This window comes from Thalassotalea profundi (assembly GCF_014653195.1).
Taxonomy (GTDB): Bacteria; Pseudomonadota; Gammaproteobacteria; order Enterobacterales; family Alteromonadaceae; genus Thalassotalea_B; species Thalassotalea_B profundi.
This window is the reverse complement of the sequence record NZ_BNAH01000012.1, coordinates 71,011-88,278: the sequence shown is the minus strand read 5'-3', so window position 1 is coordinate 88,278 and position 17,268 is coordinate 71,011. Positions and strand designations below refer to the sequence as shown.

The window sequence follows — 17,268 nt, the reverse complement described above, 5'->3', positions numbered from 1 at the left end:
ATGATTAATTGCGCTGATAACTAATTGCGATAATATCAAAAAATTTCTCACCATCTGGTGTTTTTACGACTATTTCGTCATCGACTTGTTTGCCGAGTAGCGCTCTAGCCATTGGCGAGTCGATACTAATTTATCCATTTTTAACGTCCCTCTCATCAGGGCCAACCAAGCGGTAGCGTACTTCTTGCTTGTTAAAATGGTTGGTTTTAAGTCAGGTGCTATGTGACTACTACACAATGAGTTTATAGATGAATATAATACATTAACATTATTAGATAGAACTATATTTGAATACATATTATCTAACTTATATAAGACGAAATGGGTATTTATTACAATGAAATACTGGTGGGGTAGTTGTTGAAAAATAAAATTATATTTAAACCTACCATAGTGGATGTGTTGAAAAGCATTAAGATATTTAGAAGGCCCTATTTAAATGAAAACTAAACTGATCACCAGAGAAGGCTACACCAAATTACAAGAAGAATTGACATATTTATGGAAAATAGAGCGTCCAGAAATTACTCAAAAAGTTGCGTGGGCTGCTAGTCTTGGTGATCGTTCTGAAAACGCAGATTATAAAGAAAATAAGCGTAAATTGCGTGAAATTGATAGGCGAGTTAGGTACTTAACTAAAACTCTTGAAGATATTCGTATAGTTGATTATAGCCCTCAACAAGACGGCAAAGTTTTTTTTGGAGCATGGGTTGAACTAGAAAATGATGACGGTAAAACCCTTCAATTTCGCATTGTCGGACCAGAGGAAATTTACGGGCGAAATGATTATATATCTATTGATTCTCCAATGGCGCGGGCCTGTTTAAAAAAAACGGTAGATAATGAAGTAGTAGTCAAAACACCCACTGGTAACGTTGTATGGTATGTGAATTCTATAAATTACCAAAATTAACAGAGCAATTAGCCAATAAGCTTTATAAAAAAACAAATAGGTAAATCGTTGATGATTATATGGCTATTGCCGATTTGGATATAACTAGAGTGATAATCGCTCATAGATCTCAAGCCGTTTTAAGTGCTATAGGGTATGTCTGTAGAGGAAAAGAGATGTAACTGAAGTTCCAAGGTTTGAGTTAGTAAATATGTATTTAGAGGGAAGGGTTAAGACATGAAGTTGGTAGTATTATTATCTATGTTATTGCTAGGACAATATGTATCCGTTGTAAATGCAGCAACACTGTTTAAGGATGAAAGTAATTGTTTTGATGGGGTTACTGTTAGTTACGATTCTTGGCGAGAGTTTATAAGGGGTAAGAATTCAAAGGGACCCAATGCTGAACAAAGAGAAAAAATGGTAATGAATTGGTTCGATAGTAAGTTTTCTAAAAGCGATTTTAATCGATATTTGGAAACATTACATTGCTCGAACTTTACTTATGAAGTCGATGGCAAGGAAGTTAGAGGATATTATGCCCATCCAAAAAACGTTAGTGGTGACTTGCCGGTATTAATTTATAACCGTGGTGGTAATGGAAATTTTAGTGCTGTTAGTTTTATTTCTCAGATGAAAAATATATTTCCTTTTGCCTCTGAAGGCTTTGTTGTGATCGGCACGCAGTATAGTGGCGTAGCGGGAGGTTCAAAGGAGCGAACGGATGAATTTGGTGGAAAAGATGTTGATGATGTTATTTCATTATTAGAGCTATTGCCTTTTATTGCCCCTGCAGATGAGGCTAGGGTTGGAATGTATGGTGCAAGTCGAGGGGGAATGCAGTCGTTTTTAGTATTAAGGGCGCTTGCTGAGACAAAAAAGATCAAGGCTATTGCTACTATAGCCGCGCCAACAAACTTGATTACGAACTTAAAAGAAAGACCAGAAATGGAGGAGGTATATTCTAAACGCATCCCTAATTACGCTCTAGCAAGTGTTAAGCAGTTAAAAGAAAGATCGGTAGTTTATTGGGTAGATGATTTACCTAAAGATGTTCCTGTTTTGCTAATTCATGGTGCCAAGGATGAAAAGGTTTCTGTTAGGAATGCGACAGATTTAGCCCGCCTGCTTGAAAATCGTGAGCATCCTTATGAACTTGAAATTTATAAGGAAGACGGACATATCATCAACGTAAATGAGCGCGAAATGATACATAGAGTTATCAGCTGGTTTAAGGCAAAGTTGTAATTTGATGGAGGCTATGTACTGGTTTCTTATTAGAGTTTTTTTTGTGGTAATGTGTAGTGTTCCTTTTGTGGCTGACGCAATAGAATTTGAAAAAAAGCATAGTATTCCTTTACTGATAAAAGAATACCATAATCCCTACTATGATGAGCTTTATAGGTTGATTTCTATGCAAGATCGTCTAAATGAAGTAGACCTAGTAAATATGAGTAAGCAGGTTGTAGATGATATTTCGGCTATAGCTAAATGTCATGATGCTATTGTTATTTTATTGATTGAAATGTTACCTGATCGTGAAAATGTCGGAGGGAAAAACTCTTTTTTTGAAGTAAATCCTGGTTGTCCAAACAGTCTATTATTAAGTGCCATAGAAGAAAAAGGAGCTAAAGGGGTATTTAAAGCCTATCAATTTATAGAGTCGGTAATAGAAGCTAAAACTAATTTAGCAGAGTACATTGATAAAGAGAGATATGTGAATCCTGAGATAAAAAAATGTCCTTAAGTATCTATAACAATGAAACCTTCAAAGCCTTGCTGCAAACTTATATTTTAAAAACACTTTTTGACAACAAAGAAAAAATCTACGATTCATCTAAACTTTCATTAGTTGTGGGTTTTCTTGTGCTTGCTAAATTGTATAAGGAGAAAGGGGATATAATGAAACAACGAATGATTTTGTGGACTATTTTACCTAGCATACAAGATGGAGCATTCATAAAGCCATTTATTTATCGTAAAGGTTCAGACATTTATCTTCATTGACGATTAAATTAGAAATCTATATTTGGGCGGTTCACCTAAAGCCGCGGCTTCAGATACAGAACGAGTAATACGAGGGCGTTCTTCTTTCCATAAATATTTTAGCTCTTTATCAAGCCGGTCCCAGCCTTCGCGGGTAATGTAATTTGATTTTTTCATTTAAAAGTTACTAATAATTTGCCGTTAAAGCGTTATACTATGCGGCATTATATTAGGGGTTGTTGATTTTTACTGTTTATTTATTATCAGAATAAGGTGAAAAATTATCAAGCCAATGTCAATTTTAAATATTTATAAATTTTATCATTAGGATAATAGTTAGATGACGTGTATTGCCGAACAAATTGCTCAAGAACTTAACGTTAAAACATCACAAATAAATGCTGCAATTAATTTACTTGACGATGGTGCGACTGTGCCATTTATCGCACGTTACCGTAAAGAGGCAACTAATGGTTTAGATGACAATCATCTGCGTCATTTAGAGCAACGTTTAAGTTATTTACGTGAGCTTAATGACCGCCGACAAGTGATTTTGGCAACCATAGAACAACAAAATAAACTCACCCCAGAATTGTCTAAGCAAATACAGACGGCTGATAATAAAACTCGTCTTGAAGATTTATATTTACCTTATCGCCCCAAGCGTAAAACAAAGGGACAAATGGCTATTAACGCTGGGCTCGAGCCATTAGCAGATAAGTTGTTTAGTGATTGGCAACTTGATCCCGAAAATGAAGCGATCGCTTACATTGATAAGGAAAAAGGTTACACAGATGAAAAACAAGTACTTGATGGGGTTTGTTATATTTTAATTGAGCGTATGAGTGAAGATGCTGATCTTTTACTTAAACTCCGTAATCACTTATTAAAACAAGCGCATTTAACGAGTACTGTTATTAAGGAAAAAAAATCAGATGCGACAAAGTATCGAGATTATTTTGAACACAGTGAGCTCCTTAATAAAGTACCATCTCATCGCGCGTTAGCTATGCTTCGCGGGCGCAATGAAGGTTTTTTACAGTTAGCACTAAATGTTGATCCTCAGCAAGAAAATACGAATTATTCAAGTGCGGAACAAATTATTCATGATCATTATCGTTTAAATTTGTCACAACAAGCGGGGGCCGCTTTTTTAACTAAAGTAGTTCGTTGGGCATGGAAACTTAAATTTTCATTAAGTTTAGAAACTGAGTTATTAGGTCAATTACGAGATAGAGCTGAAACGGAATCGATTAAAGTTTTTGCAGAAAACTTAAAAGACTTATTATTAGCAGCACCAGCAGGGGCTAAAGTTACTTTGGGTTTAGATCCTGGTTTAAGAACCGGATGTAAACTAGCTGTTGTTGACGCAACCGGTAAACTTTTACAAACAGTGACAATATTTCCACACGCACCACAAAATAATTGGGAAAAATCAAAACGTACAATTGTTAATTTATGTAAGCAACATAAAGTTGAGTTAATTGCTATTGGCAATGGTACTGGCTCGCGCGAAAGTGACAAGTTGGTAGCAGAAGCTATTCAAGAGTTAGAAAATAATAAACCTAATAAGCTTATTGTTAGCGAGGCGGGCGCTTCCGTTTATTCTGCGTCAGAATTGGCCGCAAAAGAATTTCCAGATCTTGATGTTTCATTACGCGGAGCGGTGTCCATTGCTCGACGTTTACAAGACCCATTAGCTGAATTGGTAAAAGTTGATCCAAAAGCTATTGGAGTTGGCCAGTATCAGCATGATGTTAGCCAAAGCCAATTAAGCCAATCATTAGATAATGTCATTGAAGATTGTGTAAATGCCGTAGGTGTTGATGTCAATAGTGCTTCCATTGCACTATTAACACGTGTAGCAGGGCTTAATAAAACTATGGCATTTAATATTGTTGCCTATCGAGATGAGCATGGCCGTTTTAATAATCGTAAAGAGCTGAAAAAAGTGGCTCGATTGGGCCCTAAAGCCTTTGAACAAGCGGCTGGCTTTTTACGTATTCGTGATGGTGAAAATATATTAGATGCTTCAGGGGTACATCCTGAGACTTATCCAATAATAGAAAACATGATCAAGCAACTTAACACAGAAATTGTTGAGGTTGTTGGCAATAGTGAAAAGCTTAAGCAGTTGGATATCAAAAGCTTTACTAATGAACAGTTTGGTGAAGTTACCGTAAAAGATATTATCGCAGAATTGGAAAAACCAGGAAGAGATCCTCGACCTGAGTTTAAAACAGCGAGTTTTAAAGAAGGCATTAACACTATAAATGATCTTGAAGTTGGAATGATACTCGAAGGCGTTATTTCAAATGTGGCTAATTTTGGTGCATTTGTTGACATTGGTGTTCATCAAGATGGTTTAGTACATATTTCGTCTTTAACGAATAAGTTTGTAAGTGACCCACGCGAAGTGGTTAAAGCAGGAGAAATTGTTAAAGTAAAAGTTACAGAAATTGATGTACCACGTAAGCGTATAAGTTTAACAATGCGTTTAGATGAAGCTGTTTCAACGGCTACAACTAAGCCTGCTAAATCACCTGAAAAAGCACAACAAGGTAACCGTAAAACAAAAGTAGCACCAAGTAAGATAGAAAAAACACCGTCAAATGCAATGATGGGAAATGCGTTTGCCGATGCTTTTGCAAAGTTAAAAAAATAAGGCTGAGCTAACCGAAAGAGTGGTTAACTCAAGTTGTTTTCTTCTACCTGAATGTAGAGCTAAGTAGTTCTAGAGATTTGGCATTGCCTTTTACTGCAGTACTGTTTTGTGTCACTGTTTCTGCACTCGAGGTGTTAGCTCTTGAAATATTGTCAATACTATGGATATTTTCATTAATTTGCTCGGCGACTACATTTTGCTCTTCTGTCGCTGTAGCTATTTGAGCAGTAATCCCACTAATCGTATCAACCATTACTTTTACTTTATCCATATTAGTTTTTGCGATTAATGCATCTTCAACACAAATATTGGCATTGTCTCTACTAGTCAGCATTACTTGGCTCCATTGCTGTAGTGTATTTTGTAATTCAACAACAGATTTTTGTATTTGTTCGGTAGCCACTTGAGTCCGGCTTGCTAAAGTGCGAACTTCATCTGCAACCACTGCAAATCCCCTCCCTTGCTCTCCAGCACGAGCTGCTTCAATTGCTGCATTTAGGGCGAGTAAGTTAGTTTGATCGGCTATACCTTGAATTTCACTCATAATAGTAGAAATTTTATTAGCATCATCAACTAACACCGTAGCAGTAGACGCCGCTTCTTCAACTTCATGCGAGAGATGAGTAATCTTACTTTCTGTGGATGTGATTGCGGTAATAGCATGATCACATTCACTCACTATTTCAATTACCTGATCGTAAGCGCTTGTTGTATTTTGGCTAACTTCTCCAATGGTCGCACTCATTTGTGTAATTGCCGTTGCTAATTGTGTCAGTTGATGATTTTCTTCAATTAATCCTGTTAGTGTTTGTTGTGAACTTTGACCAAGCTCATTGGCTAAATAGGTTAATTTAACACCTGAATCTCTACTACGACCTAAAATGGTTCGTACTTTACCTTCTTGCATCAGGAAGGGGTAATTGAGTAATGAAGAGATCCCTTTTCCTGAAAAAATATAACGAGAAATACTGTCAGAATTATTTTTCACTCGCGTAATCACTTTTGGAAGTTGTATAACTTCTTCTAAATAAATGAGTGCTAATAGGCTAAAGCTAATAAGAGATATGAGAGACGCAAAAAGACCAAAATTTATATAAGTAAAAATAAGGCTAAGTAAAATGGTTGCCGCAGAAAGTATACGTTTTAAGGGGATATTGGTAGAGTATTCAGAAATGCTTTTACCATCGTTAAGCTGTTGATATAGTGCTGTTGCAACACGCTTATCTTCTTTTTTTGGCAAAGCTCGCACAGACTGATAACCAATGATATTTTCTTGCTCATATATTGGTGTTACATAGGCGTCAACCCAGTAATAATCACCATTCTTACAACGATTAACGACTAGGCCTCTCCAAGAATCACCTTTTTTTAATTTCCCCCACATATCTGCAAATGCTGCTTTAGGCATGTAAGGATGGCGAACCATATTATGTGGTTGGCCGAGCAACTCTTCTTTTGAATATCCAGCGATACGGCAGAAGTTATCATTTGCATAAGTAATGGTGCCATTAAGATCTGTTGTAGAAATTAATTGTTCTTGCTCGTGAAAAGTAACTTCAGTACCAGATAATTTTGGGGTCATATTGGATTTACCTATTAAAATTATAAATAATGAAAAATTTTCATATTAATCAATTCTAGTATATATACCGACAAATAGAATTACAAAACTAAAAGATAATAGAAACAGACGGTTATTTATTATTGGTTAACAATGTGTAATTGAGAAATTAATAGAATAAAAAAGGGGAAGTATAAACCTCCCCAAAGGTAACCTCAAAGAGGTTAACTAACGCAAGAACTTATTATAAAACGTATTTAATTGAAACTTGTGCATAGTTAGAATCTAAATCCATATCAGCAACTTCGTAGTTACCAACTTCAACACCGTAAGATAATTCTTTAGTTATACTTTTAAATATGTTGATACCCCAATGTGTGCGATCACGATCAGACTCATCTGTTTCAGTATTACCGTAGAAAATATTACTACGCAAGGTCTCAGTCCAAAAATGGCGATAAGCCACCATAATCGAAGTTACATCTTCAACTTCTTCGCCTACTAAATCGGTAGCAGCTGTTGCACCAACATAACGTCCGGCATTCCCCCCGTGAAATGCAAAACGAAAATCATCGTTGCCTATAGTTTTAATTTTACCTGAAATACCGTAGGCCAGTGCAGATTCAGACTCACCGCCTACCGTATTAAGTTGACGGGCAACCGCTGCAACTGAAATGTTACCCCAATCACCGTTAAAGGTATATTTACCGACAACGTCTGGTATAGAGTCTTGACTTGCATCTCCGCCGTAAGATTCTGGATTTTCAATAGCGACTTGGAAATTACCATTGGTATAACGAATCTGTGTTTGGCGAATAAATGCTGATGCAACTAAAGGGCCACCAAAATCGGCAGCTTCCGCTAAAGAGCTTGTATTCATAAAGGTTGACCACGTTTGACCAACAGTCCAGTTTTTGTACTTGATAAATGCGTGGCGTAGTCGAGGGCTAATTGAATTTGTAAGTACTTCATTCCCAGTGCCTGTATAAAAGTCCATTTCTACGAAGCCGGTAATATCTCCGTGAACATACTTAGTGTTTAAACGTGAAGAAGCGGCGGAGAATTTAACGCTTGAAACGTCGCCTTCTGCAGCATTACCAATCCAAAAATCACCTAGATATGAATTGACATTACCATCAACGTAGCGAACATCTGCTTGCAAATAGCCGCCAAAGCTAATGCTATCGGTATCGTTAATTTTTATGGTGTAAGCTGCATTTGCAGCGCTTGAAATAGCCAGCAATCCTGTTGCCATTAATAGGTTTTTCTTATTAAACATTTTGTCTTCCCCGTTTCTGTATATTTAGCCTTGGAAAAGAAAATGTTCTTTTCTGACTATTTTTTATCGTTATAAATTATTTTTAAAGACCTTAATAAGGTAGAGAGTTATTCGATATTTAGGAATTAGACCTAAGTCTAAGATTTAACCAATTGGCTATAGACTTTAGTCTAGGGATTGGTGAGCTTTATGAGCAAATGGTTATTTTATATAAAAGCGTTTTAGTGGTAGTGAGCTTCAGCTAGTCTAGCCATAATAAGAATCTTATTTATCTAAACAGGTTAACGAATTTTACTTTTCTCTACGGCGTGACTTGTTACAATTAGCAATAATTATTATAAAAAGGTATGTGTTATGAGGAAAATCCTTTCATTCACTCCGCTATTGGTATTGATATCGTTAACCATTAATGCGGAAAAAATCACTGAAAGTGACTACAAACGTGCTGAGCAACGCTTATCACAAACAACGAGTAAGCTAGTTACGGGAACGGTTAATTACCCACGTTGGATGAGTAACGGTCAATTGAGCTATCGAAGTTTTACTAAAAATGGCAATCAATTTTTTAGTGTTAATGCTGATACGCAAAAGAAAGCATTAGCTTTTAATCATAAGAAGTTAGCTGAATCTTTAGCTCGCATCACAGAAACAGAAGTAAAAGAAAATCAATTACCTTTTTATCAAATTGATATTGACGCAAAAAATATTCTGCATGTTGCTGTAACCGGTAATAACTATCGATGTGATTTGGACAGTTATTTGTGCCGCCATGATAAAGACACAAAAAAGCCCAACGAATTAGTTTCTCCAAACGGTAAAAGAGCGGTATTTATTCGCGAGTATAATTTATGGATGCGTGATCTATCGAATAACAAGGAAACACAATTAACGACAGACGGCATGAAAGATTTTGGGTATGCAACTAATAATGCAGGTTGGATACGTAAAAATACTCCTGTTGTAAAATGGTCTCCTGATTCTAAAAAATTGACAACATTTAAGCATGATGGCCGTAAAGTTGGAGATATGGGAATAGTATCAACCGCTGTTGGGCATCCTAAAATTGATGTTTGGAAATATCCGCTCCCAGGTGATGAACACATCTTTACTATTCATCGCGTGGTTATTGATGTTGAAACCGGTGAACTTGTGAAGCTTGATATGGAGCCTGATGCACATCGGTCAACCATAACTGATCATGTTGCAGGGAGAGATGGCAGTTTATTAGATATTGATTGGGCTGAAGATGGGCAAAGTTTTGCTTTTGTATCTTCCAGTCGAGATCATAAAAACGCCACGTTAAAAATTGCTAACGCTAATACGGGTGAAGTAAAAACTATTTTTACTGAAACGGTAAAAACCTTCTTTGAGTCAGGTGTAAGTGGTATTAGTTGGCAGTATTTGTCGAAAACGAACGAAGTCATTTGGTTTTCACAACGTAGTAATTGGGGGCATTTGTACCTCATTGACGTAGAAACAGGCAAAGTTAAACATCCTATTACTCAAGGCGATTGGACTGTACTTGAACTTCTGCATGTTGATGAGAATACTAATAAGCTAATTTTTACTGGTGCAGGCCGTGAAGGTGGTGATCCTTACTTCCATTATTTATATAGTATAAAGAAAGACGGTTCTGAATTAACCCTGTTAACACCCGAGAAAAAACACCATCAAATTACATTAAAGCATGATGGTAAATTCTTTGTAGATACTGCCTCAACTCCAACTTTACCGGCCGAAACGTTTGTTCGTAGTACAGAATCTCGTTCTGGCTTTATTATTGAACAAATGGATATAAGCAAATTAGTGGCAACTAATTGGCAAGCTCCTACTCCCTTTGTTGTGAAAGATCGTAATGGTGAGCACGATATTCATGGCTTATATTTTAAACCTTCTAATTTTGATGCAACTAAGAAATACCCTGTGATCAATTACCTATATCCAGGTCCACAAGTGGGCAGTATTCGAGGACGTCATTTTCAGGCGTCTCGAAATGATCATAATGCTATAGCTGAATTAGGTTTTATTGTTATAGCAATTGATGCGTTAGGAACACCGGGACGTTCAAAAAGCTTTCATGATGGCTACTATGGCAATATGGGTGATAGTGGAATTCCAGATCAAGTCGCGGCTATTCAACAATTAGCGGAAAAATATTCTTGGATAGATGATAGTCGTGTAGGTATTTGGGGGCACTCTGGTGGTGGCTTTGCATCTACAAGAGCGTTATTAACGTATCCAGACTTTTATAGTGTAGCTGTTTCGCAGGCGGGTAATCATGACAACCGCAATTATGCAGATGAATGGGGTGAAAAGTTTCATGGCTCATTAGTCAATAAAGAAGATGGCAGTACAAATTATGATAGCCAAGCTAATCAACTTATTGCAAAAAATTTAAAAGGTAAGCTATTAATTGCCCATGGCACAACGGATACAAATGTCCCGCCTTATAGCACATTAGTAGTTGTTGAGGCATTGATCGCAGCAAATAAAGATTTTGACATGATTATGTTACCTAATCGTAACCATGGTTTTTCGCGAGAGCCTTTTATGTTACGTAAACGCTGGGATTATTTTGTAACTCATTTAATGGGGGAAACACCCCCTAAAGAGTTTGTATTCACTAGTTTAAATAAATAGTTTAAGCAAGAAATTTAAAAGGAGCGAAAGCTCCTTTTTTTTTGTGTCTAAAATACTTAATTTAATATTAATAAGTTACACAGTTAACGTTTTATTGTGCCAAATCAAAGTATTCAAAAGTACATGAGTTATGATGAATTCATATTGAGGAGAATGCGATGAATTCACAACAAGTATTTGAATTATTAGAAAACAAACAACAAGAATTGATTAAACGTATTTCAGCTATTGAGGCAGATTTTAAAAAGGGGCGATCTGCTGATTTTACAGAGCACACTACTGAAAGTGAAAATGATGAAGTATTAGATGAAATTCATCGAGAAGCAAAAGCTGAATTAAAGCTGATCAAAGTCGCATTATTGCGTTTAGAGAATAATGAATACGGAAGGTGTGCTGAATGTGATGGTGAAATATTACCTGAAAGATTAGCTGCTCTACCTTATACAACACTATGTATTAATTGCGCACAATTAGGAGAAAACTATGTCAATTGAAAAACATGACTTACATAATGAATTTCCAGAATTTGAAAAAGAAATTCACGACTTAAAAATAAGTGATGGCCACTTCGCTCGTTTATTTAAGGAATATCATGAGGTTGACCATGAAATTCATCGTATCGAGCAAGGGGTTGAAAATACTACTGATGAATATTTAGAATTACAGAAGAAACAGCGTTTGAATTTAAAAGATCAGCTTTTTGCTATGCTTAAAAAAACAAAAGCCACAGCTTAAATAGGATAGATTATTATCGTGCCGTTATAATAAAATATCTTTTAACTTAATGTTGTTTGGCATTTTAGACAACTGCGCTAATAATAATTCAGCAGTGGCGATGGCATCATTAAGGGCGTTATGAGCAGAATACTGTGGCAATTGATGAGCATGACGTAAATTACTTAGCCTTAGCTCCGAAGGGTCGTAAGCAACATCACGTTTATCGAGCTTTCGTTTGGCTATGGCTAAGGTGTCAATCATAGCTATCGGCGCAGCTATACCATAAACCTCTAAACAAGCCTGATGAAAAAACTGTCGCTCTATTCGGGCAAAATGTACTAACATCACTTTTCCAGCGAGGGCGTTAAGAAGGTCGTCGAGTACTTCTTTTAATAGAGCTCCCCGAGCTTTTTGATCATCAGTTATTTGATGAATGATAACGTTTTCTGGTACAAGGTCGTCTGGTGTATTAATGATTTTGTGGTAGCAAGTGTTTAATGCGATTTGTTGTTCAGATATTTCGACACAACCAACACTGAGCAATTTATCATTAACTGCATTAAGCCCAGTTGTTTCAAAATCTACTGAGAGTATCTTTATTTGATCTAAAGGCATATCAGGGCTGGGTAAGGGGTGTGCTAAATAACGCTTCAAAGGGCTTTCTGGTGCTTTAGCAAATGCACGTTTTCTTTTGGCTTCGTAGCCAATTAACCAGCGAAATAAAGGATGATGACTATACATAAATATCCTACAGTGTGGTTTGTCTATTATCTTGCATGGTTTTTATTACTTTAAAAGCATCTTTTAAATGTTCCCGCTCAAGCTTTGAAATATTTTTAGGGGCGAGATAGTTATCTGGTGCTTCACCTGCTTGAATTTTTGTTGCTTGATGATTCATACGTAAAATTCCTAGAAATTCATAGGCATCTATCAAATTTGCGGCAGAAGCTTTAGTTAATGAAGGCGTTCCTGAGGCTAGCTTTAAACGTTCGATGGTATTTGTTGCTGCAATTCCTTCAGCTAACGCATAGATTCTTGCCAAGTCTACAATTGGTGCTATGCCATTATGTTTTAAGTCTAATGACGCCTTATTTTTTCCATTTGAAATTAAAACAAAGTCTCTAAAAAAACCGAGTGGTGGTTTTAGCATTAGTGCATTTCTGGATAAGTGCGCTAAAAACAAGCTATTACCTTTAGTCTTTTGTAATAACTTTTCTCTTACTTGATCAATTAACGAGTTATCGCCATAAATTGTCACTAAATCGAAAAAGACACTGCTATTTAACAAGGCTTGTGGTCTGGGTTTGGTTACCCACTGGTCAAAATATTGATGCCATGTAGACTGTGGCTGGCACCACTGTGTATTGGTTGCCATAATGTCGCCAGGGCAATAGATAAAACCACAAGTCGCTAACCCATCTGAGACAAAAGTGGCCACATGTTTAAACCATGGTTTATCTTCCGTTATTACATCATCAGAATAGATAATGGCATTGTCCTGATCTGAATGGGCAAATTGCTCTTGCCGAGCTTGAGAACCAGCAGCTAACCAGGCCCATGGGGCAGGCGCAGGACCATATTTTTCTTCGGCCATTTCAATTAAACGAATGGTTAATGCAGCTGTTATGGCGCTGATGCTTTTACCAATATGATCCGCTGTTGTTCCTAGTTTTGCCATTTTAACTTGAAGCTTTGGTAGTAGAGCACTTATGACTTTTAATTCATCAAGGTTACTTGCTCGGCGGATCATATTGGTAATGTTGATGGCATTTTGACCTTCATTATTCATCAAGTCAGTAATGGTTACCATGGCAGTTAACTTGCCATTTTGAGTTACAGGTAAATGATGAATACGCTTACCTGTCATTAGCATTAAGGCATCGTAGGCTCTATCGTTTTCATTAAGTGTCAGCATATCTTTGGTCATAATATCTGATACAGGCTGGTTGAAAGATAAACCTTTGGCGACACAACGACGTCTAATATCTTTATCAGTAATAATACCGACAGGTTTATCTGCTTCTATAACCACTAAGCATGAGAAGCTAAGCTCGGTCATTTTGATAGCTGCTTGTTGAATGGTGCAGTAACTTTCAATAGTTGCAACAGGACCATGACAAAATTGACTAACAGACGTATCCATTAATGATGAAGATAAAATAGCGTCCTCATTAAGTTGCGTCATTTGAGTATTCAATCTTTCTTCAGCGCTATTTTCAAAAAAACGAATAACGTTATTAAAGTTCGCTGTTATGTTACTAAAGGCTAAAAAGGGTAAGCAATATAACAAGGTATCTTCTTCTGCATGCACTTTTATTTCATCAATTTGATCAGGAAAAATAAAGACACTACAAATATCACCTTCTCCATATTTTCCTAATAATTCACCTTGTAATGAACTATAAGCTAATGCTCCTTTTCGAATGATATAAAGTGTTTTTTCATCACATCCTTTAGGCGGTAAATGGCTTTCTTTACGTAGGTAATTAATAGTTATTGCTTTCGTTAATTGGGCAATAATCTCTATCGTTAACTGATCAAAAGGTGGGATGGTATGTAGAAATGTATTTATTTCAGTTAATTCATGTTCCATAAAAGTGCCTTGTTTATTAGGGCTATGCATTGTTTGTAGTGTATATCGCTAAACTAAGTCAACGTTAATTACCTCACTCTAGACTAAAGTTTAATACCTAGGCAGATAAAAGATTGATAGTGTTTACCATAGCTAAAATTCGTAATGAAGATTTGTTCTACTTGAACAGCACCTTAGAGCGAATTTTGCTAATTACAATAACAGGTAAACAAGCGTACTAATAAATATAAAACGCGTTACTAACAGAACAATTGTTCAAGTAGTAATTTTGCTAGGAGAGAATAATGGAAGACAACACATCATATTGGCAAGATAATCTTCGCCTAATATTCATATGTCTTGCTATCTGGTTCGTCGTGTCATTTGGTTTCGGTATACTTTTAGTCGAGCCATTGAATGAATTTCGTCTAGGTGGGTACAAACTAGGTTTCTGGTTTGCACAACAAGGTTCAATATATACATTCTTAGCGTTAATTTTCTGGTATACCAAGAAAATGAACGATCTTGATAAAAAACATAATGTGGAGGAAGAGTAATGAGCGGAGTAGATGAATTAAAAATCTATACGTGGATTGCTGTCGGGGGCTCTTTCGCACTTTATTTTGCAATTGCATGGTGGGCTCGAGCAGGGTCAACGAGTGATTTCTACGTTGCTGGCGGTGGTGTAACACCAATGCAAAATGGTATGGCAATTGGTGCCGATTGGATGAGTGCTGCGTCGTTCATTTCAATGGCAGGCTTAATTGCCTTTTTAGGTTACGGTGGTTCAGTATTTTTAATGGGGTGGACCGGTGGTTATGTATTATTGGCGATGTGTTTAGCGCCCTATATGCGTAAACATGGCAAATTTACCGTACCTGAATTTATTTCGGACAGATATTATTCTAATACGGCGCGTATTGTTGCCGTTATATGTTTAATTCTTGCTTCATTAACTTACATCATAGGCCAGATGAAAGGTGTGGGTGTTGCATTCTCTCGCTTCCTCGATGTTGACTACGAACTTGGCCTATATATTGGTATGTTTGTGGTTTGGGTTTATGCGGTACTAGGTGGTATGAAAGGTATTACTTACACGCAAATTGCCCAATATTGTGTATTGATTTTTGCTTATACCATTCCAGCAGTCTTTATTTCACTTCAGTTAACAGGTAACCCTATTCCACAATTAGGTTTAGGCTCTACACTTGCTGATGGTAGTGGTGTTTATTTACTAGATAAGTTAGATACAGTGGTGACTGAGTTAGGCTTTAAAGAGTACACCACGGCTAATATGGGTGGTACGCTTGATATGTTCGCTTATACCATGTCATTAATGATCGGTACTGCGGGTTTACCTCACGTTATTATGCGCTTCTTTACTGTGCCTAGTGTTAAAGCAGCACGTCAATCCGCGGGCTATGCGCTAGTATTTATCGCATTACTTTATACAGTTGCACCAGCTGTTGGTGCTATGGCGCGTTTTAACCTAATGAATACGATTGAACCAGCTGCAGGTCAAAACCTTGTATATGACGAACGTCCTCAGTGGTTTAAAGACTGGGAAAATACAGGCTTACTAAAATTTGAAGATAAAAATGGCGACGGCAAAGTACAATATACTGCTGATTCAACTACCAATGAAATGGTAAAAGTTGATCAAGACATTATGGTATTGGCTAACCCTGCGATTGCTAATTTACCAAACTGGGTTATTGCGTTAGTGGCTGCAGGTGGTTTAGCTGCTGCACTTTCAACAGCAGCTGGTTTGTTATTAGCGATATCTTCCTCTATTTCTCATGATTTAATGAAAGGGGTGTTAACGCCTAACTTATCAGAAAAGAATGAGCTATTAACAGGTCGTATAGTAATGACAATAGCCGTGTTAGTGTCTGGTTGGCTTGGTTTAAATCCGCCGGGATTTGCCGCAGGAACTGTTGCACTCGCCTTTGGGTTAGCTGCATCTAGTATTTTCCCAGCACTAATGATGGGAATATTCTCAAAGAAAATGAGTGGTAAAGCGGCAGTGTCAGGTATGTGTGCAGGTATTGGTGTAACCATGCTATATGTTTTCCAACACAAAGGGATTATGTTTATTCATGGTACTTCGTTCTTAGGTGACATGGGACCAAATTGGTTCTTCGGTATCTCACCTAATGCGTTTGGGGCTGTTGGTGCATTAGTGAACTTTGCGGTTGCATTTATCGTCCTTACATTTACTGGCCCAGCGCCAGCTCATATCCAACAAATGGTAACAAACTTCCGTACACCTCACGGTGAAATTGCGAAAGCACATGATCATTAGATTAATGTGACAACCTTTATAAAGGCTCCCATTAGCGGAGCCTTTATTTTCTAAAGCAATAATAATTAGCTTAGTTTATGATAGTTTAACTAGGCCTATTAAAAGTAGATTAAGCTAATTATTATTAATAAAAAACACATTCAAAAGAACGATAGGATTATTAATGAATCGTCATACTAAAACAGCGCTTTTTGTTGCTCCAATATTAATTCTCGGTGGCTATATTTTGTCGGATATGTATCTTGAAAATAAAGCACACGAAAATAAAGTCATTGAATTACAGGTAGAGGGCAGTTGTGATGTAATTAACCAGCAATGTGTCTTAAAGTCAGGTGAATTTGAAGTTAATGTTACACACCATGCAGGTATTACAACGGTAAATTCTACTTACCCTTTAGATACTGCCACGGTATTTTTAGTTGATGAAAACAATAAGCCTACTGTTTATCAATTAGGTATGAAAGATAACCCGTATTATTGGAAGCGAGAAACACCGTTAGCTGATTTAGTGGCTAACCATGGAAATAAATATAAACTACGATTGATTACTGAAATTAAGGGGGGTAAGTATATTGCTGAATTTATCACCCAAACTCATAGGTAATATCATTTTTATGGTCGTATTTTATTATAAATAACCTTTTAATTAGA

Annotated in this window: 14 protein-coding genes and 2 pseudogenes; 10 read left to right on the top strand and 6 right to left on the bottom strand. The window is 36.7% G+C overall.

Features of this window, described 5'->3' with window-relative positions:
- Positions 1 to 4: 4 nt before the first annotated feature.
- Positions 5 to 181 (bottom strand): annotated as a pseudogene (locus IE155_RS14330) (GreA/GreB family elongation factor); the annotation flags it as partial.
- Positions 182 to 439: 258 nt separating this feature from the next.
- Here IE155_RS14330 and greB point away from each other — a divergent pair.
- The 3 genes from greB to IE155_RS14315 all read left to right on the top strand — a co-directional run bounded on the left by greB (position 440) and on the right by IE155_RS14315 (position 2,639).
- Positions 440 to 913 (top strand): transcription elongation factor GreB, encoded by a 474-nt coding sequence (gene greB, locus IE155_RS14325; RefSeq protein ID WP_189378932.1) that lies wholly within the window; start codon positions 440 to 442, stop codon positions 911 to 913.
- A gap of 216 nt (positions 914 to 1,129) precedes the next feature.
- On the top strand, positions 1,130 to 2,140 hold the full coding sequence (locus tag IE155_RS14320; protein ID WP_189378931.1) for an alpha/beta hydrolase family protein: 1,011 nt from the start codon (positions 1,130 to 1,132) through the stop codon (positions 2,138 to 2,140).
- Positions 2,141 to 2,207: 67 nt separating this feature from the next.
- Entirely contained in the window at positions 2,208 to 2,639 is a 432-nt protein-coding gene (locus tag IE155_RS14315) for a hypothetical protein (RefSeq protein ID WP_229817333.1), read from the top strand.
- Between the two features lie 290 nt (positions 2,640 to 2,929).
- Here IE155_RS14315 and IE155_RS14310 read toward each other — a convergent pair.
- Positions 2,930 to 3,055, bottom strand: a pseudogene (locus IE155_RS14310) (transcription elongation factor GreB); the annotation flags it as partial.
- Between the two features lie 163 nt (positions 3,056 to 3,218).
- On the opposite strand from IE155_RS14310, the gene IE155_RS14305 reads away from it, so the two are divergent.
- A complete protein-coding gene (locus IE155_RS14305; RefSeq protein ID WP_189378929.1) occupies positions 3,219 to 5,543 on the top strand; it encodes a Tex family protein in 2,325 nt (774 codons plus the stop codon).
- Positions 5,544 to 5,586: 43 nt separating this feature from the next.
- On the opposite strand, the gene IE155_RS14300 is transcribed toward IE155_RS14305, so the two are convergent.
- Both IE155_RS14300 and IE155_RS14295 read right to left on the bottom strand, forming a co-directional pair.
- Positions 5,587 to 7,125, bottom strand: a complete 1,539-nt coding sequence (locus IE155_RS14300) for a methyl-accepting chemotaxis protein (RefSeq protein WP_189378928.1) — start codon at positions 7,123 to 7,125, stop codon at positions 5,587 to 5,589.
- Positions 7,126 to 7,348: 223 nt separating this feature from the next.
- Positions 7,349 to 8,383, bottom strand: a complete 1,035-nt coding sequence (locus IE155_RS14295; protein WP_189378927.1) for a DcaP family trimeric outer membrane transporter — start codon at positions 8,381 to 8,383, stop codon at positions 7,349 to 7,351.
- Between the two features lie 354 nt (positions 8,384 to 8,737).
- Here IE155_RS14295 and IE155_RS14290 point away from each other — a divergent pair, with 354 nt between their 5' ends.
- The 3 genes from IE155_RS14290 (at position 8,738) to IE155_RS14280 (ending at position 11,758) form a co-directional block, all read left to right on the top strand.
- Positions 8,738 to 11,023, top strand: a complete 2,286-nt coding sequence (locus tag IE155_RS14290) for a S9 family peptidase (protein ID WP_189378926.1) — start codon at positions 8,738 to 8,740, stop codon at positions 11,021 to 11,023.
- Positions 11,024 to 11,181: 158 nt separating this feature from the next.
- The gene (locus tag IE155_RS14285; protein ID WP_189378925.1) at positions 11,182 to 11,517 is read left to right on the top strand and encodes a TraR/DksA family transcriptional regulator; all 336 of its coding nucleotides are present in this window, start codon (positions 11,182 to 11,184) and stop codon (positions 11,515 to 11,517) included.
- A complete protein-coding gene (locus IE155_RS14280; RefSeq protein ID WP_189378924.1) occupies positions 11,507 to 11,758 on the top strand; it encodes an HP1242/YdcH family protein in 252 nt (83 codons plus the stop codon). Before IE155_RS14285 ends, IE155_RS14280 begins: the two co-directional genes overlap by 11 nt.
- Before the next feature lie 24 nt (positions 11,759 to 11,782).
- On the opposite strand, the gene IE155_RS14275 is transcribed toward IE155_RS14280, so the two are convergent.
- Complete coding sequence (locus IE155_RS14275) at positions 11,783 to 12,481, bottom strand: exonuclease domain-containing protein (protein WP_189378923.1); 699 nt, start codon at positions 12,479 to 12,481, stop codon at positions 11,783 to 11,785.
- Between the two features lie 7 nt (positions 12,482 to 12,488).
- Positions 12,489 to 14,333, bottom strand: coding sequence for a putative nucleotidyltransferase substrate binding domain-containing protein (locus IE155_RS14270; protein WP_189378922.1), 1,845 nt, complete (start codon positions 14,331 to 14,333; stop codon positions 12,489 to 12,491).
- Positions 14,334 to 14,617: 284 nt separating this feature from the next.
- Between IE155_RS14270 and IE155_RS14265 the strand changes: the two genes are divergently transcribed.
- From IE155_RS14265 to IE155_RS14255, 3 genes are all read left to right on the top strand, one after another.
- Positions 14,618 to 14,869 (top strand): DUF4212 domain-containing protein, encoded by a 252-nt coding sequence (locus IE155_RS14265; protein WP_189378921.1) that lies wholly within the window; start codon positions 14,618 to 14,620, stop codon positions 14,867 to 14,869.
- Entirely contained in the window at positions 14,869 to 16,617 is a 1,749-nt protein-coding gene (locus IE155_RS14260; RefSeq protein ID WP_189378920.1) for a sodium:solute symporter family protein, read from the top strand. The genes IE155_RS14265 and IE155_RS14260 overlap by 1 nt, the downstream gene beginning before the upstream one ends.
- A gap of 163 nt (positions 16,618 to 16,780) precedes the next feature.
- Entirely contained in the window at positions 16,781 to 17,221 is a 441-nt protein-coding gene (locus IE155_RS14255; RefSeq protein WP_189378919.1) for a hypothetical protein, read from the top strand.
- The last annotated feature ends 47 nt before the right edge of the window (positions 17,222 to 17,268 follow it).